This is a genomic window from Pseudomonas sp. WC2, from assembly GCF_050586545.1.
Lineage (GTDB): Bacteria > Pseudomonadota > Gammaproteobacteria > Pseudomonadales > Pseudomonadaceae > Aquipseudomonas.
In genome coordinates, this window is record NZ_JBOBDR010000006.1 from 199026 (window position 1) to 212066 (window position 13041).

Consider the following 13041-nt stretch of genomic DNA (forward strand, 5'->3'; position numbering starts at 1 on the left):
AGGGGAACGCATTCCACGTGTGGGAGTGAGCCTGCTCGCGATGGCGTCGTTGCAGACAATACAAAAACTTCAGCTGCCGCTTTCGGTCCGGCGGCTACTGACCTCTGCCGGTACATCGTCGCCCGCCATGCGCTTGCGGAACAATGCCGCTCGCGCCAGCAGCAACGTGGTCACCGGCACCGTGATCGCCAGCAAAATCGGGATCAGCCAGGCATGTATCACCGGCCCGGATTTCAGTGCCGAGAAGCAAATGATCGAGGCCAGCGCCACGCACCATGCACCCAGTGTGGAAGCCAGTGCCGGCGGGTGCATGCGCTGGAAGTAATCCTTCATTCGCAACAATCCGGCCGCGCCGAGTAGCGCAAAGACACCGCTGAGCACCAGCAGGATCGCCACCGGAATCTCCACCCACAGCGATAATTCAGCATTCATTCGATCACCTCGCCACGCAGCAGGAATTTCGCCAAGGCAAACGAGCCGACGAAACCGAACAGCGCGATCAGCAACGCTGCTTCGAAGTAAGTGTCACTGGAATAACGAATGCCCAGCGTCAACATCATCAACATCGCAACGATGTACAGATAGTCCAGCGCCAATACCCGATCCTGTGCCGACGGCCCTTTGAACAAGCGAATCAGGGTCAGTGCCATCGCCAGGCAGAACAGGAACAGCGTCAACAAAATCGCGTTCGACAGTAATGGGCTCATTCGAAGATCTCCATCAACGGCCGCTCGTAGGTGGTCTTGAAGTGCTCGATGAACTGGGCTTCGTCGTCCAGATCCCAGACGTGCAGCAACAGAATGCTGCGATCCAGTGCCAGTTCCGACCACACTGTACCGGGCACGACCGTGCAGATCATCGCCAGCGTTGCCAGGCCATGGGCATCGCGCAGGTCCAGCGGCACTTTGACGAAGCGCGAGCGCGGTGGGCGGCGACCGGCGTTGAGCACGCCCCACGCGACGATCAGGTTGGACATCACTACGTCCCGACCGACCAGGAAGAACAACTTTATAATCGTCCCCGGCCGGCGAATGTGCGCGCGTTTTGGCCGCAACTTACGCATCATCAAAGGGGCGGCGAAACCCAATGCCGCGCCAAGCAGCAGGTTGCCCGGGCTGATCGAGAGGTTCAGCGTCAGCCACAAGGCCCACAGTGCCAGCGACAGCCACGGCGCAGGAAACACTCGATTCATGGCTGCCCCTCCAGCACCGCTGCTTTGGCTTCGTGACTTGGTACCGCGCGTGTGCCGAGCACCGCCATTACGTATTGCTGCGGATTGTGAAGTGCCTCAGCCGTAGCCTGGGTGTAACGCAGCAGCGGTTCAGCCTTGAAAGTCAGGGCGATGCTCAGCCCCAGCAAGAGGAAGATCGGCGCGCATTCGAGTTTTCGCAGCAGGGGCGAAGGACGCTCCTCCGGCGTCCAGAAACGCTGGATACCCAAGCGCGAGAATGCCATCAGCGAAGCCAGTCCGGAGAGAATCAGCAGCGCCAGCAGCATCCACGCCGGTATGGAAATCGGCGCAGCGGTGCCCAGCCCGAGCGGATTGAGCAACGCGCCGATCAGGTTGAGTTTGCCGATAAAACCCGACAGCGGCGGCATGCCGATGATCAAAAGCGCGCAAGCAATAAAGCTCAGGCCAAGAAATGCCATGGTCCAGGGGATGACCTGACCGACCACGGCTTTCTGTTCATCGTCGAGGTTGATGCCTTTGGGCGGTTGCAGGGATTCCTGCGGTCGCGGCAACAGTTCGCTTTCGTCTTCCAGTGGAATTTCGTTGGCCGAACGCGAGCGCTCGATCAGCTCCGACAGCAGGAACAGAGCACTCAGCGCCAGGGTCGAGCTGACCACGTAGAACAGCGCGGCGCCGATCAGGTTTGGCTGGGCGAATCCGATCGCCGACAGCAGGATCCCGGCGGACACCAGAATGCTCAGGCTGGCCATGCGCTCCAGGCGCTGCGCCGCGAGAATGGCCAGCGCTGCACAAGCGATGGTCACCATACCGCCGTAGATCAGCCAGTCACCGCCAAAGAATGCCGAAGCTCCGGCTTGCCCGGAGAACAACAGCGTCCACAGGCGCAACAGGGTGTAGACGCCAACCTTGGTCATGATCGCGAACATCGCGGCCACCGGCGCGCTGGCCGAGGAGTAGGCCGGTACCAGCCAGAAGTTCAGCGGCCACATGCCAGCTTTGGCCAGAAATGCCACCGCGAGAATCCCCGCGCCGGCGTGCAGCAAGCCACGGTCGGCTTCCGGCACCAGCGGAATCTTCAGCGCCAGATCGGCCATGTTCAGCGTCCCGGTCACGCCATAGATTAGCGCGGCGCCAATCAGGAACAATGACGAAGCGAGCAGGTTGATCGAGATGTAATGCAGCCCCGACGACACCCGTGCCCGTCCTGAGCCGTGCAGCAACAAGCCGTAGGACGCGGCCAGCAGCACTTCGAAGAACACGAACAGGTTGAACAGATCCGCCGTCAGGAACGCGCCATACAGGCCCATCAACTGAATCTGGAACAACGCGTGGAAGCTCGAGCCGGCACCGTCCCAGCGCGCCATGGCGAAGAGCAGGGCGCTGACGCCGATGATCCCGGTCAGTACCAGCATCAATGCCGACAGCCGATCGACCACCAGCACAATGCCGAACGGCGCCTGCCAGTTACCCGGCAGGTACACGCCAATCGAACCGGGCACGCCGGTAGTCTGTGTCCATTGCAACAACATTACCGAAATGAACAAACCGACGAGGCTGGAGAACAGATTGATTTTCGCCTTCAGCGGCCGGTGCCGCTCGCCCAGCATCAGCATGATGGCGGCGGTCAGCAGCGGCAGCAGGATCGGTGCGGCGATCAGATGAGTCATCGCCATCATTCTTTAGGCTCCCGGCCGTCGACGTGGTCAGTGCCGGTCAGACCGCGCGAGGCGAGCAGTACGACGAGGAACAATGCGGTCATGGCGAAACTGATCACGATCGCCGTGAGTACCAACGCCTGCGGTAGTGGATCGGTGTAGTGCAGCAAATCTTGCGTCACGCCGTCCTTGATCACCGGCTCTTTACCGATGAACAGGCTGCCCATACTGAAAATGAACAGGTTGACGCCGTAGGACAGCAGGCACAGGCCCATGACTACCTGAAAGGTTCGTGGCCGCAGGATCAACCAGACGCCCGATGCGGCGAGGATGCCGATGGCGATTGCGATGACTTCTTCCATCAGACGGCTCCTTTGCTGGCGACGGACTTGGGCAGCGATGCGGTCTTGTGACCCCGCACCGATTGGTGGGCGAGGGCAGTGAGGATCAAGAGCGTCGAACCGACCACTACGCCGTACACACCGATGTCGAAGAACAGTGCGCTGGCGACATGGATGTCACCCAGGACTGGCAAGCTGAAATGCCAGGTGTGCGTGGTCAGGAATGGATAACCGACCAGCATCGCACCCAGCCCGGTGGCGGTGGCGGACAGCAGTCCGGTGCCCATCCAGCGCAATGGGCGCAGGCTCATTTGCGCTTCGACCCACTGCGTACCGGCGACCATGTATTGCAGGATGAACGCCACCGACATCACCAGACCGGCGACGAAACCGCCGCCCGGCTGATTGTGTCCACGCATGAACAGGTAGAACGACACTACCAGCGCAATCGGCAGCAGCAGACGCACCAGCACCGCCGGCACCATCATGAAGCCGAGTGCGGTGTCGCTGGCCGAACGCGGGTTGACCAGATCGGTGACCACATCCGGCGCGAGCAAGCGTTGCTGGGTCGGCAATTGCAGGCTTTCTTTCGGTGGGCGGAAGCGTCGCAGCAGGGCAAACACGGTCAATGCCACGGCAACCAGCACGGTGATTTCACCGAGGGTGTCGAAGCCACGGAAGTCCACCAGCATCACGTTGACCACGTTGCTGCCGCCGCCTTCGGGCAAGGCGCGACTGAGGTAGAACGAGGAGATATCGTTCGGCGTCTGCCGCGTCAGCATCGCGTAGGACAGCAGCGCCATGCCGCCACCGACTGCAATCGACAGAAGCAAGTCGCGCAGACGACGAACGCGCGCCTTGCGCAGGCTGCTCGGCAGTGGCGAGACTTCCTCGATCCGGCGTGGCAACCAGCGCAGGCCGAGCAGGATCAGCACGGTGGTCACCACCTCGACCGCCAGTTGCGTCAACGCCAGATCCGGCGCGGAGAACCAGACGAAGGTCACGCAAGTCATCAAGCCACAGACGCTGACCATGGTCAGTGCTGCGAGACGGTGATACTTGGCTTGCCACGCCGCGCCTAGGGCGCAGGCAATCGCCAGCAACCATAGGGTCACGAAGACGATGGAGCCAGGAATCTTCGGCCGGTCGCCCCAGCTCAGCGTGCTGTGCAGCATCGGGATCAGGCCGGCGAGCACGGCGGCCAACACCATAAGGAACAGCTGCATCTGTAGGCGTCGGGTGCCCAGGCGTCGCTCGACGCGTCGGGCCATGCGCATCATCACCACCAGACTGCGCTCGAACAGGCGCTTGCCGTTGAAGCGTCCTACCAGTGGCGGGTATTTGAATCGGCCACGCTTGAGCTGATTGCGCAGCAACAGGTAGAGGACGATGCCGCCGGACATGGCGATCAGGCTCATGATCATCGGTGCATTCAGGCCGTGCCAGATCGCCAGGCTGTATTCAGGCAACTCGCCACCTACCACCGGCAACGCCGCTGCTGCGAGCAACGGGCCGACGATCTGTGCCGGGAAAATCCCCACCAGCAAGCAGGTGAACACCAACAGTTCGACTGGCGCTCGCATCCAGCGCGGCGGTTCGTGCGGAGTATGCGGTAGCTCGGTAGCCGGAGGGCCGAAGAACACATCCACCGTGAAACGCAGGGAATAGGCAACGCTGAGCATGCCGGCGATGGTCGCCACGATCGGCAGACTGATCTCGACCCACGCCGTGGCATTGATGAACACGGTTTCGGCGAAGAACATTTCCTTCGAGAGGAAGCCATTGAGCAACGGCACGCCGGCCATCGAGGCGCTGGCGACCATCGCCAGCGTCGCGGTGAACGGAATCAGTTTGATCAGACCGCTGAGCTTGCGGATATCGCGGGTGCCACTTTCGTGGTCGATGATGCCCGCCGCCATGAACAGCGAAGCCTTGAACGTGGCGTGGTTGAGAATGTGGAACACCGCCGCCACTGCCGCCAACGGGCTGTTCAGGCCGAGCAGAAGGGTGATCAGGCCGAGGTGGCTGATGGTCGAGTAGGCCAGAAGCCCTTTGAGATCGTTCTGGAACATCGCGCAATACGCGCCGAGCAACAGCGTACACGCGCCGGCACCGCTGACGATGTAAAACCATTCTTCACTGCCGGACAGTGACGGCCACAGGCGGGCGAGCAGAAACACCCCGGCCTTGACCATGGTCGCCGAGTGCAGATAAGCAGAAACAGGAGTCGGCGCCGCCATGGCGTGGGGCAGCCAGAAGTGAAACGGGAACTGGGCGCTTTTGCTGAGTGCGCCGATGAGGATGAGGGGTAACAGGATTGGGTAGAGGGCGTGTGCGCGAATCAGATCGCCAGCGGCCAGGACCTTGTCGAGGTCATAGCTGCCGACGACATGGCCGAGAATCATGACCCCCGCCAGCAGGCAGAGCCCGCCCGCGCCGGTGACCATCAGCGCCATGTAGGCGCCGCGACGAGCGTCGGCGCGGTGGTGCCAATAGCCGATCAACAGGAAAGAAAAGAGACTGGTCAGCTCCCAGAAAAATACAATCTGGATGAGGTTGCCGGAGATGACCAGACCAAGCATGGCGCCCATGAACGCCAGGAAAAACGCGAAGAAACGCGGCACCGGATCATCCGGCGACATGTAATAACGCGCATATAGAGAAACGAGTGTGCCGATGCCGAGCACCAGCATCGAGAACAGCCAGGCGAAGCCATCCATGCGCAGAACGAAGTTCAGGCCAAGGCTGGGCAGCCACATGAACTCTTCTCGGATCACGCCGCCGTGGGCGATTTGCGGGTACAACATCGCGACCTGAACAGTGCCGATCAAAGCGACCAGACCTGCCAGCAGGGATTCGGTATTACGCGCGTTGTGTGGCAGCACGGCTGCCAGACAGCTGCCAATGAATGGCAGAAGCAGTAGAACTATCAGGGACATAGGCTTCTAATCTGCGGAAGTTTGTGAAGCATCATACGTGCCAGCTCCCCGATCACCAAACGCCAGGATGTCTCAGAATCCTACAAAGTAGTCTCAAAATTTGTGTTTGGCCTTATTTCAGGGCAATGGAAGGTGTGGCAGATGGCCCTTTCGCGAGCAGGCTCGCTTCCACATTGGAATGTATTTCAAAATGTGGGAGCGAGCCTGCTCGCGAAAGCGTCGGGTCAGACGCTGAAGATGTTGCGGATTAACCCTGCGCTTCTCGCTCCAACTCAACATCGGTTTCTGCGACCTTACCCTTGGTCTTCAACTCACTGACAATCACCGCCGCCACAATCAATCCTGCGCCCACCAGTGCAATCGCCGGCAACCGCTCGCCGGCAATCCGCCCAACAATCCCGGCCCATACCGGCTCACCGGCATAGATCAACGTGGCCCGAGTCGGGGAAACACTTTTCTGCGCCCAGTTCATCGCCACCTGAATCGCCGCGCTAGCGGCACCCAGGCCCAACGCAGTCACCAGCAGCGTCCAGGAAAAATCCGGAATCAATTCGCCCGTTGGCACCACCAGCAGGAACGACAACACCGACGTCGTGGCCAGTTGCACCACGGTGACCCGGCGCACATCCACTTGACCGGCATAGGTACTGATCAAAATGATTTCGGCGGCAATCGCGATTGCGCTGATCAATGTGGCAATTTCACCTGGACTGAAATTCAGCTCAGCCCCGGATGGCCCCGACAGCAGCATTAAACCGGCGAACGCCAACATGATCCCGACGCTTGGCATCAACCCAGGACGGCGCCCGAGCACCATCCATTGCAGCAACGGCACGAACGGGACGTATAGCGCGGTGATGAACGCCGACTGACTGCTCGGGATGGTTTGCAAGCCAACCGTCTGCAAGCCGTACCCGAGCATGATCGCCACACCGATAAAGGCGCCGGCCTTGAGTTCGAACAGGGTCAGTTCGCGCAAGTGGCGCCACGAGAACAGCGCGACAATGCACGCCGCTGCGGCAAAGCGCAGACCGACAAAAAACATCGGCCCGCTGACCGTCATTGCGTGCTGAACCAGCAAAAAAGTGCCGCCCCAGATCATGGTAATCAGCACCAGCACGCACTCGGCTTTGCTGAAACGGGAAAAGCGGATAGGGGTAGGGGAGGTGTTCAGCGACGTCATGACCTTGCGTACTATAAAAAAGAGGCCGCACAATGCGCCCAACGTTGCGCAGTATACTGCCCAACCTCACCGAGTGAGCAATATAGTGCCCAAAGATTCCTTGCAACGCGCTTCCGTCCTTCAGCACGTCAGCCAGAACGTCCGACGTCTGCGCCATGCCGCTGATATGAGCCAGACCGCGCTGGCGGAAAAATCCGGGGTCAGTCGACGCATGCTGGTGGCGATCGAGGCGGGCGAGAAGAATGTCAGCCTGACCACGCTCGACCGCGTTGCCGAAGCGCTCGATGTCGCGTTCAGCGATCTGATCCAGGCGCCGGATGCCCGTGATCCGAGCCGCATCAACGAAGTGGCCTGGGCCGGCGTTATTCCGGGCAGCAAAGCCGTGCTCCTGTCCAAAGCCACTGCCACTCGCGAAGTCGAGCAGTGGGAATGGTGCTTGCAACCGGGTGAGGTCTACCCCTCTCAGGCGGATGCCGAGGGCTGGAGTGAGCAGATTTTTGTGTTCGAAGGTTGCCTGACGCTGATGCTCGGCGATCAGCCGCAACAGATCGGCACAGGGGAGTTCTTTATGTTTGCCAGTAGCCAGCCGCATTCCTATCGAAACGATGGCGATGTCGCAGCGCGGTTTGTGCGTAATGTGGTGATTTGAATGGAGCAGACTGCAGAGATCCTGATCATCGGCGGCGGCCTTAGCGGCACGATGCTGGCGGTGCAATTGTTGCGTCAGCCGGGCCAACGAAAAATTGTCATCATCGAGCCGCGTGCCGAACTCGGTCGAGGCGAAGCTTACAGTGCGATTGAATTGGGCCATACGCTCAATGGCAATGCCGCGCGCATGAGCGTTGATCCGGATAATCCGGATGATCTCACGCAATGGCTGACCGAACACATCGCTGCCGGCGGCTGGCCTGAGTCTGCCGAGCAAAACGTTCCCATCAATGAGCTGTTTCCCCCGCGCGGATTGTTTGGCGTGTATGTGCAGCAGCGTCTGGCTGAAGCGCGGCGTATCGGTGCGCAATACGGCTCGACGGTCGAGCACATTTGCGCTGAGGCGGTGGATCTGCAAACGGCTGTGGACTCGGTGCAATTGCGCCTGAGCGATGGCCAGATCGTGGACGGCGCTTATGCGGTTCTCGCCACTGGCATGTTCCCCGCGGCGCGGACGGTGCAGAAACACTCAAGCGGCCTCAACGCCGCCGCGCTGGACCCGTGGGATGTCGCGGCGATGCGTCAACTTGACCCGCAATCGACCGTGCTGATCATCGGTTCCGGCCTGACCATGGTTGATGCCGTGGTTTCGCTGGAACAGGCCGGGCATCGGGGGCCGATTGAAGTGTTCTCCCGGCACGGTTTGTTGCCCCATGTGCGCCGACAACCACCGGCCTGGGAAGACTTTCTGGGCAGCGATCACAGTATTCGCACTCCACGACAGTTGCTGCGCGAATTACGCCGGCACTGTCACCAGGCGATGGCCCAAGGCATCGACTGGCAAGCACCGCTGGACACGGTTCGCGTGCACATCGCTCGGTTGTGGAGTCAGGCGACTGACGTGCAGCGGCGACAATTCGTACGGCATTTGCGGCCGTGGTGGGAAAGTCATCATCATCGTTCGCCGCCGTTGAGCGCGGCGTTGGTCGGGCGCCTGCAATTGGCCGGGCGGCTGAGCATTCACGCTGCATCGTTCAAAGGGCTTGAGCCTGGTGCGGATGGCGGCGTGAGTATTCGAATAAGACGTCGTGGTGAGTCTGAAACCTGCGTGGTGCAGGGCGCGGCGCTGATCAATTCCAGTGGCATCGAATACGACTGGCGGCGGGTGGCGCGACCGTTGCCGCAGCAGTTGCTGGAGCGTGGTCTGGTGCAGCCGGGGCCGTTGGCGTTGGGGATTGCGGCGGTGGCAGATGGCGCAGTGCTGGATGCTGAAGGGTGTGCGGCTGACCGCCTATTTGCGATGGGGCCGCCACTTCGGGGGATGTGGTGGGAAAGTACGGCGGTGACGGATGTGGCGTTGCAGGCCAAGGCGTTGGCGGTGCGATTGGTAGAGTGAGGGTGATCTTTCCGGCCCCATCGCCAGCAGGGCGGGGGGATGCAGAATCTGTGTGCACTCCAAATCCCTGTAGGAGCTAGCCCTGCTAGCGATAGCGGTGCATCAGGCAACACGAATGTGCGTGATCTACCACTATCGCTGGCATCCAACTCCCCTATTGGAATGGTGTGGGCGGCTTAACAGTTACGCCACCACCCGATAACAAGGCACATACGCCGCGCCGCCCGGCAGTTTCATCCGGTGCTGGGCGACGAAGGCTTTGAGCAGGGCATCGAGCGGTTGCATGATCGCCGCGTCGCCACGGATCTGGTACGGCCCGTGCTCTTCGATCAGGCGAATGCCTTTGTCCTTGACGTTGCCGGCGACGATGCCGGAAAACGCCCGACGCAGGTTCGCCGCCAGTTCGTGCGGTGGCTGGTCGCGGTGCAGTTTCAGGTTGGCCATGTTTTCGTGGGTCGGATCGAACGGACGCTGGAAGCCTTCGTCGATTTTCAACAGCCAGTTGAAGTGGAACGCGTCATTGCGCTCGCGGCGGAACTGCTTCACCGCTTTCAGACCCTGAGTCATCTGCCGCGCCACTTCGGCCGGGTCGTCGATGATGATTTCGTAATGCTGCTTGGCCGCTTCGCCGAGGGTCGCGGTGACGAATGCGTCGAGCTGCTCCAGATACGGCGCCGCGTGTTTCGGCCCGGTGAGAATGACCGGGAACGGCAGGCCGGCGTTGTCCGGGTGCATCAGGATGCCGAGCAGATAGAGGAACTCTTCAGCCGTACCCGCGCCGCCCGGGAAAATGATGATGCCGTGGCCAACCCGGACGAAGGCTTCCAGACGTTTTTCGATGTCTGGCAGGATCACCAGTTCATTGACGATCGGGTTCGGCGCTTCGGCGGCGATGATGCCTGGCTCGGTCAAACCGAGGTAGCGACCGCCGTGAATGCGCTGTTTGGCGTGGGCAATGGTCGCGCCCTTCATCGGGCCTTTCATCACGCCGGGGCCGCAACCGGTGCAGATGTCGAGGCTGCGCAGGCCCAGTTCGTGGCCGACTTTCTTGGTGTATTTGTATTCTTCGGTATTGATCGAGTGACCGCCCCAGCAGACGACAATCTTCGGCTCGACGCCCGGGCGCAAGGTGCGCGCGTTACGCAGCAGGTGAAAGACGTAGTCGCTGATGCCTTGCGAAGTTGTAAGGTCGATGCGTTGGCTGTCGAGTTCGTTTTCGGTGTAGACGATATCGCGCAGGGCGCTGAACAGCATTTCGCGGGTGCTGGCGATCATTTCGCCGTCGACGAAAGCGTCGGCCGGAGCGTTCAGCAGCTCCAGGCGTACGCCGCGATCCTGTTGGTGAATGCGGATTTCGAAGTCCTTGTAGGCTTCGAGGATGGTCTTGGCGTTATCGACATGGGCGCCGGTGTTGAGGATGGCCAGGGCGCACTGGCGGAAGAGGGTGTAGGTGCTGCCGGATCCGGCTTCGCTCAGTTGCTGGACTTCACGTTGAGAAAGGGTTTCCAGGCTGCCTTTCGGGCTGACCGAGGCGTTGATTACGTGTCGTTGGGTCATGCAATGATCCTTAAAACGATGTCATCTCAAGACTAGGCGATGGCATCCGAATAGTGTGTATCCATGAATGAAGATGGCACGATCTGCGCTATACCGCCATGTCCCCGTTGGACGCTGAAAAGATGAAAAGGAGCCCCAGCATAGCTAAATCGCCGCTCGATGCGATAATGCGCCGGCGGGTTTTTTCCGTTGCCTTTTTTTGCTGCTCAAGGAAGTCATTCGTAATGTTCGAAATTCAGCCGATGGACGCCGCCACCTTTCGCCAGCAGACCCGGCGCAGCACGATCATCATCGCCGTGCTGTTCCTGGTGCTGGCGATGTTGTTTTCCAGCGTCGCGGTGGCGCTGTTCGGCGAGCCCGGCGGCGATAACCTGCGGTTTAACGTCGGCGGGGTGTTTCTCGCTTTCCTGCTGACGGCGGCGCTGTTGCGCGGCCGGTTCTGGAATCAGAGCTGGATGGCCCCTGCGGTGTACAGCTGGCGCCTCAAGCGCAACCTGATGAGCATCACCAACGTGATGCATCAGGTCACGGCAGCGGTGGAGAAAAACGATCCGATGGCCATGAAGGTGTTGCGCTTCTACCATCTGGGCCTGACGCAGATGCATGAACTGGACGGTAATTCCAGCGATCATGGGCAACTCTGGCGAGAAGTCGAAGCGCACAAACAGCGCATGCAAGCGCAGGGCCTCGACACCGAGCAGACGCGCTTCGATCCGGCCTGGCTTGACGCCCTGAAGCAGACGCCGCGCTAGAGCGCCTGCTTGCCGCGCAGTTTCCATGAGCGGATCAGCCGCCCGTAGACCAGCAGATTGACCGCCAGCACCACGCTGCCCAATGCCAGTTGAATCTGCGGTGTCAGCCCGGCCGGGTAGATGATCGGCCAGATGTAATGCTCGATGAAGCCGCCGGCGTATTCGGTTTGCCCGGCGGCGTGACGCATCAGGTTTTCCCAATAGGTCAGCGGGCAGGTCAGGTGCAACACCTCGACCGCGACGCCCCACGCCGCCGCCGGCAAATGCAGCCACATCAGTCGTGGCCACTTCAGCACCAGCAAGCCGCCGAACAGCACGAACAAAATGAAGCACAAATGAAACAGCACCAGCCCGTCGGCTGCGATTCGGTACAGCATGTCGTCTCCCTGACGCAATTGTGAATGGCGCTATGTTACGCCCGTCAGGGGCTTAAGGCTCAGGGCGAAAATCGGCAAATTCGGCGCGCATCCGCCCATTGTGTTTGGCTTGATAAAGCAATTTGTCGACCTGTTCGACGAAGTGCAGGGGATCGCTGCCGACCTTTGCCCTGGTAGTACCGACGCCCAGGCTTAGGCTGACCAACGACGACACCGGCGAATGCGCGTGCGCAATCTGCTGCTGACGGATCAAGTGCAGGCATTTGCGCGCGACCAGACGCGCTGACTCGGCATCGGTTTCCGGCAGTAGCCAGACAAATTCTTCGCCGCCGATGCGCGCAATGAAATCCCGTGGCCGATTGGCCGCCAGCGACAGCGTCTTGGCCACTTGGCGCAGGCATTCGTCGCCTTTGATGTGGCCGTAGTGGTCGTTGTATTGCTTGAAGTAGTCGATGTCGAGGATCAGCAGTGACAGCGGCAATCCGCCGTGTTGAGCCTGAGCCCATTCGCGTTCGAGGACGGTGTCGAACATGCGCCGATTAGCGATACCGGTCAGCCCGTCCTGAAAGGAATATTCCTCCAGTTGTTTTTGCAGGCGGATCAGATGCTCTTCGGTCTTCTTGCGCTCGCTGATATCGAACATGAATCCCACCAGCGCCTCGACTTCGCCGTCCTTGCGCACCACGTGTACGACGTCGCGGATCCACACGTATTCGCCGGCACTGGTCAGCGCGCGATAGTCGGCCTCGTGATCGACACCGGCACGGGACTGCGAGACGCAGAATTCGACGACGTAATCGCGATCATCCGGGTGCATGCGTTCAACCCAGTCGTTAACCCCGACCCAGCTGTCCTGCTTCCACCCCAGAAGAGTTTCGATCTGTGGGCCGATGTAGCTGAAAGTCATGCTTTTCCAGTCGATCCGCCATGGAATGGCTTTGGTCGATTCCAGCAGGGTTTTGTACACGTCATTGTCGATGGCGGTCATGGCGGGGCTCGAG

Annotated in this window: 13 protein-coding genes; 3 read left to right on the forward strand and 10 right to left on the reverse strand. The window is 60.5% G+C overall.

Annotation, left to right across the window (positions count from 1 at the left end):
- Nucleotides 1–69: 69 nt before the first annotated feature.
- The 7 genes from ACQ4OE_RS09720 to ACQ4OE_RS09750 form a co-directional block, all read right to left on the reverse strand.
- Nucleotides 70–432 carry a Na+/H+ antiporter subunit G gene (locus tag ACQ4OE_RS09720; protein ID WP_122594192.1) on the reverse strand — a complete coding sequence of 121 codons (363 nt, stop codon included), beginning with the start codon at nucleotides 430–432 and terminating at the stop codon, nucleotides 70–72.
- Nucleotides 429–707, reverse strand: coding sequence for a K+/H+ antiporter subunit F (locus tag ACQ4OE_RS09725; protein ID WP_122594193.1), 279 nt, complete (start codon nucleotides 705–707; stop codon nucleotides 429–431). The genes ACQ4OE_RS09720 and ACQ4OE_RS09725 overlap by 4 nt, the downstream gene beginning before the upstream one ends.
- Nucleotides 704–1192, reverse strand: coding sequence for a Na+/H+ antiporter subunit E (locus ACQ4OE_RS09730; RefSeq protein WP_122594194.1), 489 nt, complete (start codon nucleotides 1190–1192; stop codon nucleotides 704–706). Before ACQ4OE_RS09730 ends, ACQ4OE_RS09725 begins: the two co-directional genes overlap by 4 nt.
- Nucleotides 1189–2868: a monovalent cation/H+ antiporter subunit D gene (locus ACQ4OE_RS09735; RefSeq protein ID WP_430946505.1), complete on the reverse strand. Its 1680-nt coding sequence runs from the start codon at nucleotides 2866–2868 to the stop codon at nucleotides 1189–1191. The genes ACQ4OE_RS09730 and ACQ4OE_RS09735 overlap by 4 nt, the downstream gene beginning before the upstream one ends.
- Entirely contained in the window at nucleotides 2865–3209 is a 345-nt protein-coding gene (locus tag ACQ4OE_RS09740) for a Na+/H+ antiporter subunit C (RefSeq protein WP_122594196.1), read from the reverse strand. The genes ACQ4OE_RS09735 and ACQ4OE_RS09740 overlap by 4 nt, the downstream gene beginning before the upstream one ends.
- Nucleotides 3209–6127 (reverse strand): monovalent cation/H+ antiporter subunit A, encoded by a 2919-nt coding sequence (locus tag ACQ4OE_RS09745; RefSeq protein WP_430946506.1) that lies wholly within the window; start codon nucleotides 6125–6127, stop codon nucleotides 3209–3211. Before ACQ4OE_RS09745 ends, ACQ4OE_RS09740 begins: the two co-directional genes overlap by 1 nt.
- A gap of 247 nt (nucleotides 6128–6374) precedes the next feature.
- A complete protein-coding gene (locus ACQ4OE_RS09750; RefSeq protein WP_430946507.1) occupies nucleotides 6375–7310 on the reverse strand; it encodes a DMT family transporter in 936 nt (311 codons plus the stop codon).
- Between the two features lie 85 nt (nucleotides 7311–7395).
- On the opposite strand from ACQ4OE_RS09750, the gene ACQ4OE_RS09755 reads away from it, so the two are divergent.
- A complete protein-coding gene (locus ACQ4OE_RS09755) occupies nucleotides 7396–7959 on the forward strand; it encodes a helix-turn-helix domain-containing protein (RefSeq protein ID WP_430946508.1) in 564 nt (187 codons plus the stop codon).
- Nucleotides 7960–9354: an FAD/NAD(P)-binding protein gene (locus tag ACQ4OE_RS09760; protein WP_430946509.1), complete on the forward strand. Its 1395-nt coding sequence runs from the start codon at nucleotides 7960–7962 to the stop codon at nucleotides 9352–9354.
- 183 nt (nucleotides 9355–9537) lie between these two features.
- Here the strand turns inward: ACQ4OE_RS09760 and ppnN are convergent, their stop codons facing one another.
- Entirely contained in the window at nucleotides 9538–10911 is a 1374-nt protein-coding gene (ppnN, locus tag ACQ4OE_RS09765; RefSeq protein WP_105704980.1) for a nucleotide 5'-monophosphate nucleosidase PpnN, read from the reverse strand.
- Nucleotides 10912–11135: 224 nt separating this feature from the next.
- Between ppnN and ACQ4OE_RS09770 the strand changes: the two genes are divergently transcribed.
- Complete coding sequence (locus tag ACQ4OE_RS09770) at nucleotides 11136–11663, forward strand: DUF3087 family protein (protein WP_430946510.1); 528 nt, start codon at nucleotides 11136–11138, stop codon at nucleotides 11661–11663.
- Here ACQ4OE_RS09770 and ACQ4OE_RS09775 read toward each other — a convergent pair.
- Both ACQ4OE_RS09775 and ACQ4OE_RS09780 read right to left on the reverse strand, forming a co-directional pair.
- Nucleotides 11660–12040: a DUF2784 domain-containing protein gene (locus ACQ4OE_RS09775; RefSeq protein WP_122594202.1), complete on the reverse strand. Its 381-nt coding sequence runs from the start codon at nucleotides 12038–12040 to the stop codon at nucleotides 11660–11662. The genes ACQ4OE_RS09770 and ACQ4OE_RS09775 overlap by 4 nt on opposite strands.
- A 52-nt stretch (nucleotides 12041–12092) precedes the next feature.
- Nucleotides 12093–13028 (reverse strand): sensor domain-containing diguanylate cyclase, encoded by a 936-nt coding sequence (locus ACQ4OE_RS09780; RefSeq protein WP_430946511.1) that lies wholly within the window; start codon nucleotides 13026–13028, stop codon nucleotides 12093–12095.
- Nucleotides 13029–13041 lie beyond the last annotated feature (13 nt).